Annotated in this window: 13 protein-coding genes and 2 pseudogenes; 4 read left to right on the forward strand and 11 right to left on the reverse strand. The window is 67.4% G+C overall.

Going from position 1 to position 15,423, the window contains the following annotated elements; genetic code table 11:
• Positions 1–7 precede the first annotated feature (7 nt).
• Complete coding sequence (locus FYW99_RS23880; RefSeq protein WP_150254266.1) at positions 8–904, forward strand: GntR family transcriptional regulator; 897 nt, start codon at positions 8–10, stop codon at positions 902–904.
• Between the two features lie 118 nt (positions 905–1,022).
• Here the strand turns inward: FYW99_RS23880 and FYW99_RS23885 are convergent, their stop codons facing one another.
• Genes FYW99_RS23885 through FYW99_RS23895 form a run of 3 tightly spaced genes read right to left on the reverse strand, consistent with a single transcriptional unit; the run spans position 1,023 to position 4,236 of the window.
• Positions 1,023–1,766 (reverse strand): cupin domain-containing protein, encoded by a 744-nt coding sequence (locus FYW99_RS23885; RefSeq protein WP_223839452.1) that lies wholly within the window; start codon positions 1,764–1,766, stop codon positions 1,023–1,025.
• Positions 1,763–3,136 (reverse strand): NAD-dependent succinate-semialdehyde dehydrogenase, encoded by a 1,374-nt coding sequence (locus FYW99_RS23890; RefSeq protein ID WP_150254267.1) that lies wholly within the window; start codon positions 3,134–3,136, stop codon positions 1,763–1,765. The genes FYW99_RS23885 and FYW99_RS23890 overlap by 4 nt, the downstream gene beginning before the upstream one ends.
• 20 nt (positions 3,137–3,156) lie before the next feature.
• Positions 3,157–4,236, reverse strand: coding sequence for an isocitrate/isopropylmalate dehydrogenase family protein (locus FYW99_RS23895; protein WP_150254268.1), 1,080 nt, complete (start codon positions 4,234–4,236; stop codon positions 3,157–3,159).
• 688 nt (positions 4,237–4,924) lie between these two features.
• On the opposite strand from FYW99_RS23895, the pseudogene FYW99_RS23900 reads away from it, so the two are divergent.
• Positions 4,925–5,149, forward strand: a pseudogene (locus FYW99_RS23900) (tyrosine-type recombinase/integrase); the annotation flags it as partial.
• A 471-nt stretch (positions 5,150–5,620) separates the two neighbouring features.
• On the forward strand, positions 5,621–6,499 hold the full coding sequence (locus tag FYW99_RS23905; RefSeq protein WP_190394778.1) for a phosphotransferase enzyme family protein: 879 nt from the start codon (positions 5,621–5,623) through the stop codon (positions 6,497–6,499).
• A gap of 12 nt (positions 6,500–6,511) precedes the next feature.
• Here the strand turns inward: FYW99_RS23905 and FYW99_RS23910 are convergent, their stop codons facing one another.
• Genes FYW99_RS23910 through FYW99_RS23930 form a run of 5 tightly spaced genes read right to left on the reverse strand, consistent with a single transcriptional unit; the run spans position 6,512 to position 11,209 of the window.
• A complete protein-coding gene (locus FYW99_RS23910) occupies positions 6,512–7,378 on the reverse strand; it encodes a phytanoyl-CoA dioxygenase family protein (protein ID WP_190394779.1) in 867 nt (288 codons plus the stop codon).
• A gap of 1 nt (position 7,379) precedes the next feature.
• Positions 7,380–8,069 carry an SDR family NAD(P)-dependent oxidoreductase gene (locus FYW99_RS23915; RefSeq protein ID WP_190394780.1) on the reverse strand — a complete coding sequence of 230 codons (690 nt, stop codon included), beginning with the start codon at positions 8,067–8,069 and terminating at the stop codon, positions 7,380–7,382.
• Positions 8,070–8,094: 25 nt separating this feature from the next.
• Positions 8,095–9,120, reverse strand: coding sequence for an aldolase (locus tag FYW99_RS23920; RefSeq protein WP_150254272.1), 1,026 nt, complete (start codon positions 9,118–9,120; stop codon positions 8,095–8,097).
• A gap of 8 nt (positions 9,121–9,128) precedes the next feature.
• The gene (locus FYW99_RS23925) at positions 9,129–9,920 is read right to left on the reverse strand and encodes a class I SAM-dependent methyltransferase (protein ID WP_150254273.1); all 792 of its coding nucleotides are present in this window, start codon (positions 9,918–9,920) and stop codon (positions 9,129–9,131) included.
• The gene (locus FYW99_RS23930; RefSeq protein WP_190394781.1) at positions 9,917–11,209 is read right to left on the reverse strand and encodes a B12-binding domain-containing radical SAM protein; all 1,293 of its coding nucleotides are present in this window, start codon (positions 11,207–11,209) and stop codon (positions 9,917–9,919) included. Before FYW99_RS23930 ends, FYW99_RS23925 begins: the two co-directional genes overlap by 4 nt.
• 45 nt (positions 11,210–11,254) lie before the next feature.
• Here FYW99_RS23930 and FYW99_RS31915 point away from each other — a divergent pair, with 45 nt between their 5' ends.
• A complete protein-coding gene (locus tag FYW99_RS31915; protein WP_190394782.1) occupies positions 11,255–11,506 on the forward strand; it encodes a hypothetical protein in 252 nt (83 codons plus the stop codon).
• A gap of 951 nt (positions 11,507–12,457) precedes the next feature.
• Here the strand turns inward: FYW99_RS31915 and FYW99_RS23935 are convergent.
• The 3 genes and pseudogenes from FYW99_RS23935 to FYW99_RS23945 all read right to left on the reverse strand — a co-directional run.
• Positions 12,458–12,868 carry a PPOX class F420-dependent oxidoreductase gene (locus tag FYW99_RS23935; RefSeq protein ID WP_150254275.1) on the reverse strand — a complete coding sequence of 137 codons (411 nt, stop codon included), beginning with the start codon at positions 12,866–12,868 and terminating at the stop codon, positions 12,458–12,460.
• A 1,080-nt stretch (positions 12,869–13,948) separates the two neighbouring features.
• Positions 13,949–14,872, reverse strand: a complete 924-nt coding sequence (locus FYW99_RS23940) for a transposase family protein (protein ID WP_190394783.1) — start codon at positions 14,870–14,872, stop codon at positions 13,949–13,951.
• A gap of 70 nt (positions 14,873–14,942) precedes the next feature.
• Positions 14,943–15,423: pseudogene (locus FYW99_RS23945) on the reverse strand (transposase); the annotation flags it as partial.

Here is a 15,423-nt window from a genome sequence, read left to right on the forward strand (position 1 = left end):
GAGGCCGATGGCGGACAGCGCGAACCGGGGTTCCACGCCTCTCATCGGCCTCATCCGACAGCAGTTGCTGTCCCACATCAGCGACGAGGGGCTCAAGGAGGGCACCCGCTTGGTGGAGAGGACCCTGGCCGAGAGGCTCCGGGTCTCCCGTTCACCGGTGCGGCGTGCCCTCCAGGAGTTGGAGCGGGAGGGGATGGTCTCCCGGACCGACCGGGGCGGGTACGTGGTCTCCGGTGCGGCCAGCGCCCCGGCCCCTCCCGCCCCGCCCGCCTACGACGCGCAGAGCGAGAAGCTGTACACGCGCATCGCCGAGGACCTCCTCCAGTCCGAGCTGCCCCGCCAGGTGACCGAGAACGCGCTGCTGAGGCGTTATGACGTCACCCGCGGGCAGCTCGCCCCGGTACTGCGGCGCATCTCCACCGAGGGCTGGATCGAGGCGCTTCCCGGATACGGGTGGGAGTTCTCGCCCGTGCTGACCTCGTTGGAGTCCTACCGGGCCAGCTACCGCTTCCGTCTGCTGGTGGAACCGGCGGCCATCCTCGAACCCGGTTACTCCGTCGACCGCACCGCCCTGCTCCAGCGGCGCAGGGAGCAGCAGGAGCTGGTCGGCGGGCGCGTCCACGAGGTCTCCGGTGCGGAGCTGTTCGACCTCAACTCCCGTATCCACGAGACGATCACCCTGGGCAGCCGCAACGACTTCTTCGTCGAGAGCCTGGCCCGCGTCAACCGCCTGCGCAGGCTGATGGAGTACCGGCGCACCCTGGTCCCCGAACGCGCGGTGGTCCGCTGCCGCGAGCACGTCCGCCTGGCCGACCTCCTGTTGGAGGGCCGCCTCCCGGAGGCCTCGGAGTACCTGCGCCAACACCTGGAGACCGTCGGCGAGGAGAAGACGACCGAGCCCTGACGCGGACCACGTGCGGGGGAGCGGTCCCTTCACCGAGGGGTCCGTCAACGATCGGGGGCCCGGCCCCGGGTCGCTGATCCCGGGGCCGGGCCCTTGTTCGCGGTGGGTTACGGGCCGGTCAGAAAGCCGTCAGCACGTTGCGGAAGTGCTGGGCGCTGGGGTCGGCGGCCAGGTGCTCACCGACGAGCTCCCGCCAGCGGGCGAAGGCCCGCGAGCCGCGAAAGCCCTCCGTGTGGTCGGCGACGGACTCCCACCGCACGACCAGACGGTAGTGCGAGGGGTCCTCGTGCGACCTCTCCAGCGCCATGCTCCGCGCCCCGGCTGCCCGCTGGAACAACGTCGCGGCCTCGGCGACCGCCTCCTCGAAGGCTTGCTCGTGTCCGGGCAGCACGTGCAGTTCGGCGACCTCGACCACCGCGTCGGCGGCGCGCACGCCGTCCTGGGCGCCCGTGGACTCGCCGTCGATACGACCGTGTTCGCCGGAGTCCAGGAGGGTGCGGGTCGCGTCCACCGATGCGTAGGTCCACAGGATGCGCATGGGCTCGGTGCCGGAGGCGTTCTCGAAGTGGTGGGGAACGTTGGCCGGAACCAGGGTGGTGTCGAAGGTGCGCAGCTCGGTGCGTTCGCCGTCGACGTCGACGATCGCCCGTCCCTGGACCACCATGACCGACTCCACCACGTTGTGGGTGTGGTGGCCGATCGCGGCGCCCGGCCCGAAGGTCGTCATACCGTTGAGGAAGGACGTGGCTCCCCGGGCGTAGGTCACCAGGGGCACGGTCGTGGCCCCCGCGCCCCGGTTCTTGGCGGGAAGCTCGTCCGGCCGCAGCACGTGCACCGGCTGGGAGGAGATGTGCGAGGTCACTGGTGCGCCGATCCGATCCAAAGGGTCTTGACGTTGACGAACTCACGGATGCCGTACACCGAGAGCTCCCGGCCGTAGCCGGACTTCTTGATACCGCCGAAGGGCAGCCGGGGGTCGGAGGCGACCTGGCCGTTGACGAACACCGCCCCGGCCTCGATCCCGGCCGCCAGCTCCCGCCCCAGGGCGGAGTCGCGCGTCCAGATCGCGGCGCCCAGCCCGTACTCGCTGGCGTTGGCCAGCCGCACGGCCTCCCCGGCGTCGGCCACGCGCGTCACCGCGGCGACGGGGCCGAACGTCTCCTCGGTGAAGGCCGCGGTGTCCGTGCTGACGTGGTCCAGCACGGTGGGCGGGTAGTGGAATCCCGGTCCGGCGGGGACCTCGCCACCCACGAGAAGCTTGGCACCCGCCTCGACGGTGCGCCGCACCTGGTCGTGCAGGGTGTCGCGGAGGTTGGCCCGGGCCATCGGTCCGATCTGCGTGGCCTCCTCCAGGGGGTCGCCGCACACCAGTGCGCGCACCTCCTCGACGAAGAGTTCGACGAAGCGGTCGGCGACCGACTCCACCACCAGGAAGCGCTTGGCGTTGACGCAGCTCTGGCCGACCGTGTTGAAGCGCGACCGGGCGGCGGTGGCGGCGGCGGCCTCCAGGTCGGCGTCGGCCAGCACGATGAAGGGGTCCGAGCCCCCCAGCTCCAGGACCTGCTTCTTCAGCGCGGCCCCGGCCTGGGAGGCGATGATCGCCCCGACCTGGGTCGACCCGGTGAAGGTGACCGCGGCGATCCGGTCGTCCGCGATGAGCGGCGCCACCGCGGGGGTGTCCACCAGAAGTGAGGAGAACAGGCCCCGGGGCGTACCGGCCCGGTCCATGATCTCCTGGAGCATCAGGGCGCAGCCGGGCACGTTGTTGGCGTGTTTGAGCACGGCGGCGTTGCCCGCGGCCAGCGCCGGTGCCGCGAAGCGGAAGAACTGCCAGAAGGGGTAGTTCCAGGGCATGATCGCCAGGACCACGCCGAGGGGGTCGAACCTGACCCCGCTGTGCTCCGCGTCGGAGGCGATCTCCTCGAACGCGAGGAAGCGCTCGGCGTTGTCGGCGTAGAACTCCAGGGTGCGGGCGGACTTGTCGACCTCGGCCCGCGCCTCGGTGACGGGCTTGCCCATCTCCAGGGTGATGGTGCGGGCGTAGTGCTCCCGCCCCTCACGCAGCACCCGTGCCACGGAGACGAGGAGTTCGGCGCGCTGGGGGACGGGGACCGTCCGCCAGCGGCGCTGGGCTTCGACCGCCGCGTCCAGCGCGGCCTCCACCTGGGCGGGGGAGTGGAAGTCGTGGGTGGCGAGTTCTGTTCCCGTGTGGGGGTTGGTACTGGTCGGCATGTGCTTATCCGGCCTCTCGCTCAGTTGGCGGCAACGGTGGAGTGCTCGATCGCCTCGATGACGCTCGCGGTGAACCTGGCCGTCCCCAGCTCCCCGCCGATGTCCCTGGTGCGGGTCGAGGGGTTCGAGACCGTGCTCTGTACCGCGGCTTCGATCGTGGCGGCGGCCTTGGTCAGTGCGGTGTCGTCGTCCCTGCGGCCGCGCCAGTCCAGGAGCATCGCGGCCGACAGGATCAGCGAGGTCGGGTTGGCCACGCCCTTGCCCGCGATGTCGGGGGCCGAGCCGTGCTGGGCCTGGGCCACGCCGATGTCGGTTCCGGCGTTGAGGGACCCTCCGAGTCCCAGGCTGCCCGAGAGCTCCGAGGCCTCGTCGGAGAGGATGTCCCCGAACATGTTGGTGGTGACCACCACGTCGAAGGTGTGCGGGCGCCGGATGAGCAGTGCCGCGGCGGCGTCGACGATCAGCTCCTCCAGTTCGACGTCGGGGTAGTCCTGGGCGACCTTGCGCACCTCGCGCAGGAACAGCCCGTCGGAGAGCTTGACGACGTTGGCCTTGTGGACGGCCGTGACCTTCCTCCGGCGTCCCCGCGCGAGTTCGAACGCGGCGCGGGCCACCCGTTCGGAGGCCCTGGCGGTCACCTTGCGGATGCTGAAGGCGGTGTCCTCGTCGGGCATGAACTCCCCGCCGCCCGCGTACATGTTGCGGTCGGAGTAGAAGCCCTCGGTGTTCTCCCGCACGATCACCAGGTCCATGGGGTGGCGCAGGACGCTCAGGTCCGGGTGGGAGCGGCAGGGCCGGATGTTGGCGAAGAGCTGGAAACGGGTGCGCAGTTCCGCGGAGGGGTTCAGGCCTCCCGCAGCCCTGTCGGGGTAGTCGAAGTGCTGCACAGGGCCCAACACCACACCGTCGACCTCGGGGATCCGGTCGACGACCGCCTGGGGCAGGGTGGTTCCCTGCGCCTCCAGGCTGGCGAAGCCGATGTCGGCGGTCTCCACATCCAGGTTCAGGGAGTGGGTCCGGTTCGCGGCGTACAGGACGTCCAGGGTCGCTTCGGTGATCTCCGGCCCAATGCCGTCACCGGGCAGTACGAGGATTCTCATGGGCGGGTCGGCCTTTCACTGGACGTTGATCCTGCTGGACGCGTCGAGGGCTCCGGCCTGAGGGCGGGATGAGAGACCGCGGTCAGGGGCGGCCGGAGCCAGGAATCGAGCTTCATGTGGCACAGTAGCGAAATTTAGGTATTTTGTCTATCAGAAAAACCATAGGTTCTGTCGCGTGCGAGGAGAAGCGCACTGGAGGCCTCTGCGCCTTCCTGGCGTGGGGAAACCAGTGCTTCGGTGCTGGGAAGCAGACGAGGTCGGAGTGCGCCGTCCCATGGAGGTGTGTGCCACCCATCCCGCCCGGCACGCAAGGAGAAGGTCTTCGGTATCGGTGGAGAGCGCGACAGCCGCCACCGGACCAGAAGGCTCTCAACGCCCCGCGCCGCCCATGCCGATGCCCGGCCGATCCCTCACGCCGTCCCGCCGCGTCGTCAAGCTCCGCCACCCCGAACGGTGTCTCGTGCCGGGTGCCCGGTACTTCGAGGGGGCTTGGGAGTGGTTGTCCGCGGTTGCGCTCGCGTGGGCATGGAAGCTGGTACTTCTTGCTCTAGTCAGACCAGACCCCGGGTGGTCGGTGTCGGGTGCGCAGGGGGAGGATTTGCTTCCGGTGAGGCCGCGCGCGTCGCTCTGCGCAGGGCCCGGGGCGGTGAGCGGGGCGCGGGCCACGTTGCGGGCGGCGTTGAACACCGCCAGTGGGTTGCCGCCGATCACGTTGCACGGGCTGCGCCACGGTACGGCCTCGTTGGCGTTGGCGGCCGGGACGGACGTGAAGATCATGTCCAGCGAGCTGGGGCACGCGACCACGCACTTCACCCAAGACACCTACCAGTCGGTGTTCCCGGACGTGGCCAAGGCGGCGGCCGAAGCCACCACCGCACTGCTACGAGACCCGGCTCCGGTGAGGGCCGGGTAGCCGAACCGGTGAGCACACCCCGAGGCGCACGGCACCACTGCCCCCAGGCCAGCCCACGGGTTCATACCGACTGGCCTGGGGTTTCCTCATGCCCGGGGCCGGTGACCGATCGGATCAAAGGTCCCCTGGGGACGCTCATCATGCAGTTCGCCCTACCAAATTCGTAGCGCTCATTCTCTGGTCTTCGTGTCGAGGTGCTCAAGGTCAGATATCCGTGTCCGCCTGTGTATCAAGACAGTGAGAAGCTCGGCAGCCAGCACAACCCAGAACAGGTCGAGCGCACACGGATACGGTGACAAGCGCCCAACGAGACCACCCGCAAGAGCCTGGCCTTCACCAAGTAAGGTCGCCTGCCCGGGCGACGTCTTCTTCGACTCCGCGCCGACGGAACGTTTGTCGATTCCGCACCGCGGCCATACCTACTGTGCAACCCCCTTCGCTCCCCGGCGGTGAGCACACATGGACCACGCGGTGGAATCGGCTCTTGCCGTAGCCGCACGGTTCGGCCTGTCCTCGGATGATCCCTCGATCCTGCACGCCGCGTCGAACGTTCTCGTCCACCTGCGCCCGTATCCGGTTGTGGCACGGGTGCCGGTCTCCGTGGCCACGACCCGTGGGAGCGACGCCATCGCCTGGTTGGCGCGTGAGGCAGCCGCCATCCATCATCTGGCTGGGCGCCAGGCGGTCGCGCCCGCGGACGGTGTGCCTGTGGGGCCGCATCGCCATGGGGCCGCGTTCGTTCTACTCACCGGTCTGCTCCAACACCACGGGCGTCCTCCTCGTGCCCCGGATGTCATCGGGCGCTCGCTGCGGCGACTGCACGAGGACCTGGCGGACCTGCCCGGAGAGTTGCCCGAACTCGGTGTCCTGGCCGAGACGGGCGGATGGCTGGAACGACTGCACGGTACGGATTTGGTCTCACCAAGTGAGGTTGAGGCACTGTTGAAGGTCTATGGAGAGGTGCTCGAGGCGATCGCCTCGCGTGACTGGCACAGTCGTCCGCTGCACGGCGACGCCCATCTTGGCAACCTGCTCGACACCACCGAGGGGCCGGTGTGGGTGGACTTCGAGGACGTGCACCGGGGACCCGCCGAGTGGGACCTCGCCTCACTCGTCGCCGGTCCCCGTGTGCTGGGCAGGACCGGACACGGCAGCGCCGCCGACCTGCTGGACCGCGCGGTGGCGGCTTACGGCGTTGATCCGCGCTCGGAGGCGCTCGACCTTATGGTGCGGGCGCGGACCCTGGCCGCCGCTTCCTGGGCACTGCTGGTGGAATCCGACCAGGCCGGACGCACTCGCGCCCGGCGGCGTGTCGACTGGCTACTCGGGGGCACTCCTGACGGGGGCTGAACCCAGGGTGTCTCAGTCCCAGGAATGGCGTACCACCACCGGTCGGCTCTGTCCGACGTATTCTCCCGTCTCGGGTCGTGAGCCGAGGCGGTGATGAAGGTAGAAGTCGTCCGGAACCGTGTAGCGGTGCAGTAGCGGTCCGTCTTCTCCGCGGTCGAGGTGGTAGTACACCAGTGACGCTTCGCTCGGCCGAAGCATGCCCATGGCCGCTACCCGGACGCCGGGCGTGTGGTTGGGGCCGGAGCGGTGGATCAGCGCTTGGTCCATGAACACCACCTGTCCGCGCTTCACCGGCAGCGACACCAGGTGGCGTGCGACCAGATCCGCCTCCCCCCGGTAAGCGAACGGCATCCCCGCACCCCGCGGTCTGCGATTGGTCAAGTGGCTGCCGGGCACCACCTGCAGGCACCCGTTGTCCTCGCCCACGTCGCACAGGGGAATCCATAAGGTGACTCCGCAACGGCCCTCACCGTAAGGAACCATGGTGAGGTCCTGGTGCAGTTCCAGGACAGCAGTCTCCCCCGTGGGCGCCTTGACACCCAGGCCACCGTAGTACTGCACGTATCCGTCCAACAGTTCCCGGGCGCACGCGTCCGTCGCCTTCCTGAACACCTGATCAGCGGATACGCGGTGCTCACGGGCGCTGCCAAGGGCGAGCGTGCTGGTATAGCGGAGGTCGGCGTAGTGGTGGCGGTTGTCGAGGTAGAACTTCTCCAGCGCGGCCAAGGCGTCCTCCGGCAGACGGACCCCTTCAGGGACGAGGTAGCCGTCACGGGCGTACCGCTGCTGATGCTCTGGGTCACGGAAGGAGGGCTGGTCGAAGTCGATGACGTCGGCGGTCTGTCGTACGGGCGGTACCTGGGAGTGGGCGTCGTTCACATCACACATCCGTGTCCAGGGTGGCGGGCAGGGAGATCTCCTTGACGCACGCGGCAGGAGAGAGGGACAACACGCACTTGACGAGTGAGACGACGTCATCGACCGGAATGCGCCGGGAGCCGTGGCGCTGGAGGGCCGCCTCGGCGTCACCGAGGGGGGTGTCGGTGGCCATCGATCCGGGGTTGACACAGGTGACACGGACCATGGCGGAACGGAAGTGGGAGCGCAACGCGTGCGCGGCGCCGCGCAGGCCGAACTTGGCCGCGGTGTAGGCGACGCATGTGGCTCCCTCGTTGTCCAGGCCGCAGGTCGAGCCGATCAACACGATGTTTCCGCGATCGGCGACGATGTTGTCATGCAGTCGGTGGATGATCTGGATCGCGCCGGACAGGCTGATGTCCAGGACCCGGGTCAGCTTCTGGACGTCCATCCGGTCGAACCGGTCGTCCTCCCAGACCGCGGAGTTGTAGACGAGGGTGTGGACCGGTTCCTCGCCGATGGCGGCGGCCACTCCGTCGCGGTGAGTGTTGTCGTTGGCGAGGTCGACGGGGATCCACACCACGTGCTTGCCATCGGCCAGGGCCGGTTCGTTGGGCGAGAGCAGCCATGCTCGGTCGTCGGGCCCGATCAGTCCCTCGGCCAGGGCCAGTCCCAGTCCACGTGCGGCGCCCACGATGACGATGTTGCTCACTTCCCGCACCTTCTCCCGGTCGGTCTCAACGTCGCACCAACGACAGCAGGGTCGGGGAGACCTCCGGTGTGTCGTTGACGAACACCTCTCCGTGATCCTCCATGATCAGGAAGCCGTCGTCCACGAGATTTAGTGCTCTGTGGACGAGGTGGCCCAGTTGCGGCTCGCCGTAGCGCTCAATCCCCACCAGTACGCGGTCGCGGAACCGGGGGTTTCGGGTGAAGGCCTCGCTGGCATGGGTGTGGACGATACTGGTGACCTCCGGCCGCAGCGCCATGAGGATCGAAGCTTCGACCGAGTCGGAGGAGGGCAGGTAGGCCCCTCGGTAGCGCAGCTCGTTGGCGGCCTCGTCGTAGTCCTCCACGAACGCGATACGGCGTAGATCCAGCGGATCCTTGTACGACTTGGTCGCGGTGATGAAGAAGCCCGTCGCTCCCGGGGGACGGCAGGCGAAGTAGCCGTCGGAGGCGGACCGGTGGTAGAGCCGGTACTGCTGGAATATCTGGGAGGCGTGCTGGAAGAACGTCTTTGACTGTTCGTCCAGCACCACGGGCAGGGGGTCGGTGTTGACCGGACGGTACTTGATGCGGACGCTGTCGCAGATGCTGTTGTCCAGGAGCTTGTCGTCCGGGACCGACATCGCACCGTCCGGACCGGCCACGGGCCTCAGGAAGTTGACCCTGTCGGCCGCAAGGCGCTTGAACTTCTCCACCGCATCGGAGTACGAGAGCATCTGGGCTTCGTCGTCGTAGCGAAAGGCCACCGAGATCACCGAGTAGCGGGCCAGACCTTCAGTCAGCAGCAGGTCGGCGAGCGACTCGTCGAACGGACGGCGGGTGACCACCAGCAGCAGACGGTGCCCCGTGGGGGGCGGGGCGCACTGCCAGGGGGTGAGCCGGGTCAGCACCGAGACGGAGAACCCGTATGTCCGCCCGGCATCCATGACACGGTCCGCCAGGCCGGTGAACCCGGGTGCCCCGTCGTGGTCCAGCAGGTGCACTTGGGCCTCGTCCCGGCTCAGGGGGCGTGAGTAGTCGAACATCTGCTTCATGGCTCCCTCTACTCCTTCTCCAGCACGAGCACCACGGCGCCGGGGAAGGCCGCGCCGAGCTCATCGGGTTCGGGCGACCGAGTCCGTGTACGCAGCCCGTGCCGCGCGGCCATGTAGGCCGTTTCCGCCGCGCTGTGGACGTGTTCAGTCGACAGATAGCGCAGCGCGTGCTGCCGCCCGTCGGTGGTGGTCACTTCGATCCGGACCGGCATCCGTACGACGTGGTCGTCGCTTCGCCAGTCCATGGGGCCGTCGGGCCAGTGACAGCGCACGCGTGTGCCGTCGGGCAGACGTGTGCTGCGCACCTGGATGTCCAGGTGGTCGAGTCCGGCGGTGACCATGGCGATGTCATGGAGTTCCAGGAGCACGACGCCGCCTGACCGCAGGAACGGAGCCAGCCCCGCCAGGAGCAGGTCCAACCCGGACCGGTCGAGGTGACCGAGCGAGTAGCGCGCAGCAAGCACGCAGTCGACCGGTTCGTCCGCGCGCACGAGTCCCAGGGCGTCGGGCAGCGGTCCGACGACGTAGGCGTCCGGATCCGCGAATCCGTCGGCCAGCGCCAGGTCGCGCATACGTGGACTGGAGTCGACGGCCGTGACCCCCCAGCCACGGCGCTGTGCTTCGACCGAGTGGTAGGCAGGACCGGCGAACAGCTCCAGAAGCCGTCGTCGCCGACCCGTCACTTCTGGGACGAGTTCGTCGAGCACGTCGGTCTGTGCGCTGAAGTCGCGGTCGCGCGCGACGGCGGCGTATATCTCGGGTGCCTCGTCGTAGTAGGCGGAGATCGGACGCTCGGTCATGAGGTCGGTGCCAGGGCCGGGATCGTGTCGTACCAGTACTCCTCAGCCTCGGTGAGCGAGGACTGGCTCTCGTAGTCCATGGGACGGGCGTGGTTGTCGTAGGTCTCCAGTTCCCGCAGCCCTTCGGGGAGGACGGAGTGGAAGCCAGCGATTTCGGAGAACAGCCGTTCGCGGAAGGCGGGCAGAGTGTCGAGCGTGATGTGCCCGGATTCGAAGAGATCAAGGTAGGTGCGTTGGACGCGCAGGCAGAAGTGCGTCAGCCCTTCCACCCAGGCGTTGATGGCTCCCCGTGCCGAGTCCGAGGCGGTGTCGCGGGCGATGTTGAGCCGAACGAGCTTCTTGCTCCACTCGTAGGACAGCAGGCGGAACAGCTCCATCAGCGGTTCGAGCTCGGCGTTGAAGATCTGCGCGCCCGCGGGCTGCGATTTCTGCGACAAGTCGTGTCCGACGTAGGTCCTGCCCGACAACCGCTGCCGCTCACCCTTGCGCAGGTCGGCCCGCCAGTCGCTCTCGAAGGAGAACGTGAACGCGGGGACGCCGAGCAGTCGCGACCTGGAGGCGGCGAGTCCATCCAGGACATCGAGATTGCGGCGGATCGAGCTGAGCGAGGTGTTGCGGTTGAACACGATGAAGGAAAGGTTGGCGTAGATACCGCGCTCCTGTAGCGCGCGCACACACGAGACCACGGTGGAGACGTCGAGCTGCTTGTTCAGCGCGTCGAGGTCCCCTTGGTCGAAGGACTCGGCACCGACGAATACCTGCACGAGACCGGCCTGTTTGAGCAGGTCCAGACGACCGAATCGTTGCAGGGTGTCCGCCCGGCAGTAGATCTTGAAGCGGATGGGGGGCAGTTCGTCCACGATGCGCTTCAGCAGTTCCTCCCGGCCTTGCAGGATCGCGTCGTCGCGGCCGATGAACTCGGAGTCGTAGAAGACGAAGTTGCGCACGCCCATGTCGCAGTAGCGTCGCAGATCGGCCAGTATGTCGTCGTTGTGGCGTACCTGCCAGCGCTCGGGGTAGTTGCGCCCCTGGTTGATGAAGCAGAACGAGCATCCGTAGTGGCAGCCGCGGGTGGTCTCCACGGCTGCGCGGGCCCGGCGTATCTGCCAGGACTCCAGGTTTAGCCCCTGCATGTAGGGGCGCGCCGTCAGCCCATCGGTGAAGCCGGGGCCGTCCTCGGGTAGGCCGAGAGCGCGGGCGATCTCACGCTCGTCGTGCCGCACGATGACGACCGATGGCGGCCAGTCGTCGAACCTGCGTAGCCGTGCGACCTGCCCGTAGATCCACACTCGCTTTCCCTGTGAGGCGAGGAAGAAGGCGGCGCGACGTACGTAGTGGAGGTTTTCTCCGGTCTCCCGCAGGGGGATGAGGTATCCGCCGTATTCTTGCTGGGAGAGGGGGGACAGTTCGGTGTCGCGCTCGAGGTGGAAGTCGTGGACCTCGTAGTCGGTGAATCCAACGGCAGAAAAATACCCGAGGAGATACGTGATGAGCGGCTCTTCCGCGACGTTGAGCGAACTGTAGCGGTACTGGAAGGGCATCCTGATGATGCACAGGGGTGTTCTCGCGTTGAACGGCACGTGTGAATCTCCCATCCTTGCTGGTGTGGGGCCACCCGATTCAGGTGGCCCCACACCAGGTCACCCGACTACGGGACGATCGCTTCGTCAACGAAGACGTCCTCGACGTCCGCTTCCTGCTCGAAATCGGTGATGCGGTCTTCCATCTCTTCCTCCTTTCTGGTAGTCGGCGGTCCGCCGTGAGGGGGCGGTGGTCATATTGTTTTTCTTGGGGTGTCGGTGTATGCCGTGGAGGCCACGCAAGACCGACATCAAGGTGGTGGCTTGTGGGTAATTACTGGAACACCCTTGGTAGCATTCCATTGCTTCTGCGTCGAGTCAAGATGTGAATGTACAGAGGGTTGGCAGGTCAATGGTGGTTTGTGGGAAGTATGTCTCCACGGTAATAGATGGGTTACCTGCATCGAAGGGGCTAGTGGTTTTATAGCGCCTTAATGAAATTCGAGTTCGGAAGAGGGGGTTATGTGATGACGCGACGCCCCTCGGTGCTCCAGGACTGTAGAGGAGATCGCGATCCTCAGCGGGCGAGGCGAGGGGCCGCGCCGTCATCCACTCCCTGGACCGGAAAACCTTCGTGGTCAGCTGGGAGAACCGCCGCGACTCCAGTACGCGCGGTCACCGGGCCACCGCCGCCCACAAGTGCGCCCGGCCGTCATCGTCATGCTTTCCTCGGCGCGCGTTCCGCCGCTCACGTAGGACGAACGGCCTGTTGGACGGGTTATGAGGATGCGCTCGGTCCGGGCGTCCCGTCGAGGCTGGAGGTGCCAGTTCCCAGGAAAGAGCGCCAAGGCAGCGAGGCCCCAACCCAGCAGCCGTCCCGACCGCGACCGTCGAAGAGCTCAACATCCGCTCCTGGGTGTGCCCGAGCTTCTGTATTCCGCAGGGGAAGACGCGACGACCCCTGCTCCATGGCCGGGCTCAGAACGAGGGTGTTGTCTCGACGAGTTGACATCACCGTCAGTCGTCGAAGGCCAGTGCCGTGACCCTGTCAGGACGGACTCGGATCAGTAGGCGCCGGTCGGGCCCTGATCCCAGGTCGCTGTAGGAGGGTTGTGTCTCCCCGTATCGAGCGAGGATCCGCTCCAGCCAAGGGCCAACCGTGTCCGGATCGTCGGTGACTTCGGCGAGCCCTCGAACGGAAACGTAGGACAGAGGGCGCTCGTCACGGTCTACGCACAGGGCCACGTGCGGTTCGCGTGCGATAGCTCGGGCCTTGCGGGTCGAGGCGGTGGTGGTGAAGAGGACGTCGCCGTCATCCAGCGTGAACCACACGGGCGTCACATGGGGTGTTCCGTCCTCCAGAACGATCGCCAGTTTGGCGGTTCGGGCACCTTCGGAGACGAACCGCCGCCATTCGGGTGTGGACATCCGGCGCGGCATACCGCCACCGTACCGTCCAGGAGCATGGTGCCCGGACTCTGCAGCAGCCGTGTCGCGCAGATCCCGGCCCAGGAGAGTAGCATCGAAGATCTTTGGACGAACCACCTTGCCCTTGTCGCCAGTTCATCCTCCTGCAGTTGCCGTGCCCGACTGCAGGTTTGCGTGTCGGGGCAGGGGCGCACCTCCGTATCTGTTCACGTATCGGGACGGAAAGGTTCGACGGCGTGGCGGTGTCGCCGGACTCATGGTCCGGGTGGGGAGAGGCGAAAGAAGCCGGAGAACACCAGCCAGGTGAGAGTCAATGCCAGCGCGTTGGTGATGCCTGGTGCCCACAAGACAGCTTCTCTCCGGTCACGTGCGGTGGGACCTCTGCCGGACCACAACTCCGCCCCCGATACGGTCAGGGCCGCGGCGGCGGCCGTTACCCGAATCCACCTCGCCTTGTTCATGCCATCTGATTGTGGCGTGTGAAGGTAAGGGGTTTCGGCTGGAACGGCCGTATGCGGCCGGTGGGGTGCGGCTGGCCGCGAAGGGTTCACACGGGGGGCATCGGGGCGGTTGAAGGCCGCTGGTGGGCGGACACGGGGCCGCCCCGGGCGATGGCCGCCCAAGGCCACGGGATGGCAAAATGCTCCGCGAGGTGCTCGCCCATCTGTACTGGACCCTGCACGGGGGAGCACACCTGGAGGATGTCAGGCCCCGATCCGGGCCCGGCGCCTTGCCTGTTCGTCTCGCGCACCCCGTCTGAACTGGGGTTTTGTGGCGCACCCGGCAGGATTCGAACCTGGGACCATCGGATGAGGAGTTCGCTGGTTTCGTGTCGCCACGTGTTGCTTCGTGACGTTATGTCCCACACCATCCGATCAGCCGTGCTGTCGGGTGCTGTGTGGTGACGCCCGGTGCCTTCCCAGTCCGGAACTGCGGAGCACGAACGGAGCACACACCGGCCTCTGGCGGTGTCCGATGGCACCTCGCGAGGTCCTTGCCGACTACATACTGCTTTCTGGTGTGCTTACGAGTTGGTGCGTGATAGCGGGTGAGGCATGGTGGACCCGCTCGTGGTGCTGGTCAGGTGTTCGCGGTGCGGTCGGAGACCAGCCCGGCGATGGCCCGGTAGGTGGCCGGGAGGTTCTCCCGCCGATGGGTCCAGCGCATCAACTGCTTCCAGCGCTTGTGGTCGGCCAGGGCGTGCTCGACGGTGATCCGATCTGAGGAATGCGCGTGGCGGTGGAGCTTCCACCGCTCGTGGAACTCGGGTAGCGCACTCCTGTTCGGCTTGCGCGGCGGGGTAATGGCCTTCCCCGGATGGTCGCGTCGCAGCCCGAGATACCCGTCGTCGAGCAGCACCTCCACCTCGGGGAAGTACCGGAAACACGCGTCGATGCCCGCGGTGCGCACCGCGGTGGCATCGTGCATCCGCCCGGGCCGCATGGCATCGGTCCACAACGTGCGCCCCCGGTGGTCGGCCACGACGGTGGCCTTCATCGTGTTCTGCTTCTTCTTGCCCGAGACGAACGCCCGCCGACCGCCCCGGCTCACCTGGGGCCTGCGGACCTGCACCTCGGTGGCGTCCAGCCGCAGTTCCACACCCTCGGCGTGGGCGTAGGCGAAGACGTCCTCCAAGGTGCGCAGCCGGACTCCCGGGCGGTCGGGGACCGCGCATCCGCGCTCGGCCAACAGGGTGCGGATCTGACCGACGGCGCGGGTGATGGTGGAACGGTCCACTCCGAACAGCAGGCCCAGGACCGCATGCGGCAGGTCATGGCGCAGGTGGATCAGGGTGGCCACCAGGCGGTCGACAAAAACCAACCGGTGCCGGGCACCCGCCCCGGCTGCACGTTTCCTCACCCCGCCCCGGACCCGGTTCCGGTGGTCCTCAACGGCCATCTCCCAGGGGCGGGCCAGTTCCTCGACGAGCGCGGCCAGATGGTGATGGGAGATGCCGGTGAGCCAAGGGTGGGCTAGGACCGCGCGGTTGAGCTTGATCGCCACGGCCCGAGCATGCCACGACTCTTCAGCGAAGCCTCACCCGCTATCACGCACCAACTCGTTAGAGCTCATCTCATTTGGTGAGTCTGCGGTAGCAAATGAGTGTGCAGGCGATGCCCGCGAAGGCCAGGAAGTGGTCGGCCGGTAGCGGCGGTGCAGGCGACGGCATCCGGCCAGCCAGGCCATGGTGCGCTCCACCTGCCACCGGTGCCTGCCCAGCCGCTGTGAGGACTCCACCCCTTTGCGGGCCAGGCGGTGGACGATCCCCCGCTGGCGGAGCCAGCGGCGCAGGTGGGTGTAGTCCTAGCCCTTGTCGCCGTGCAGCTTGGCCGGTTTGCGCCGTCGGGGTCCGCGGCGGGAGCGGATCGGTGGGATCCCCTCCACCAGGGGTTGCAGGGCCTGGCTGTCGTGGGTGTTGGCCCCCGAGATCGCCATACCGGTCGGTGATCAAGTGGATCTTCGACCCCTTCTTGCCCCGATCGACAGGATTGGGACCTGTCAGGTCCCCCCTTTGAGGGCCCGCATGTTCACCGAGTCGATCGCGCACCGCGACC

The organism is Nocardiopsis deserti, assembly GCF_008638355.1.
Lineage (GTDB): Bacteria > Actinomycetota > Actinomycetes > Streptosporangiales > Streptosporangiaceae > Nocardiopsis > Nocardiopsis alborubida.

What these genes read in the sequence shown, in the direction of transcription:
- FYW99_RS23880 (WP_150254266.1), top strand. Translation starts at nt 8, where the DNA reads ATGGCGGACAGCGCGAACCGGGGTTCCACGCCTCTCATCGGCCTCATC.
- FYW99_RS23890 (WP_150254267.1), bottom strand. Translation starts at nt 3,136, where the DNA reads ATGCCGACCAGTACCAACCCCCACACGGGAACAGAACTCGCCACCCAC.
- FYW99_RS23895 (WP_150254268.1), bottom strand. Translation starts at nt 4,236, where the DNA reads ATGAGAATCCTCGTACTGCCCGGTGACGGCATTGGGCCGGAGATCACC.
- FYW99_RS23920 (WP_150254272.1), bottom strand. Translation starts at nt 9,120, where the DNA reads ATGAAGCAGATGTTCGACTACTCACGCCCCCTGAGCCGGGACGAGGCC.
- FYW99_RS23925 (WP_150254273.1), bottom strand. Translation starts at nt 9,920, where the DNA reads ATGACCGAGCGTCCGATCTCCGCCTACTACGACGAGGCACCCGAGATA.
- FYW99_RS23935 (WP_150254275.1), bottom strand. Translation starts at nt 12,868, where the DNA reads ATGTCCACACCCGAATGGCGGCGGTTCGTCTCCGAAGGTGCCCGAACC.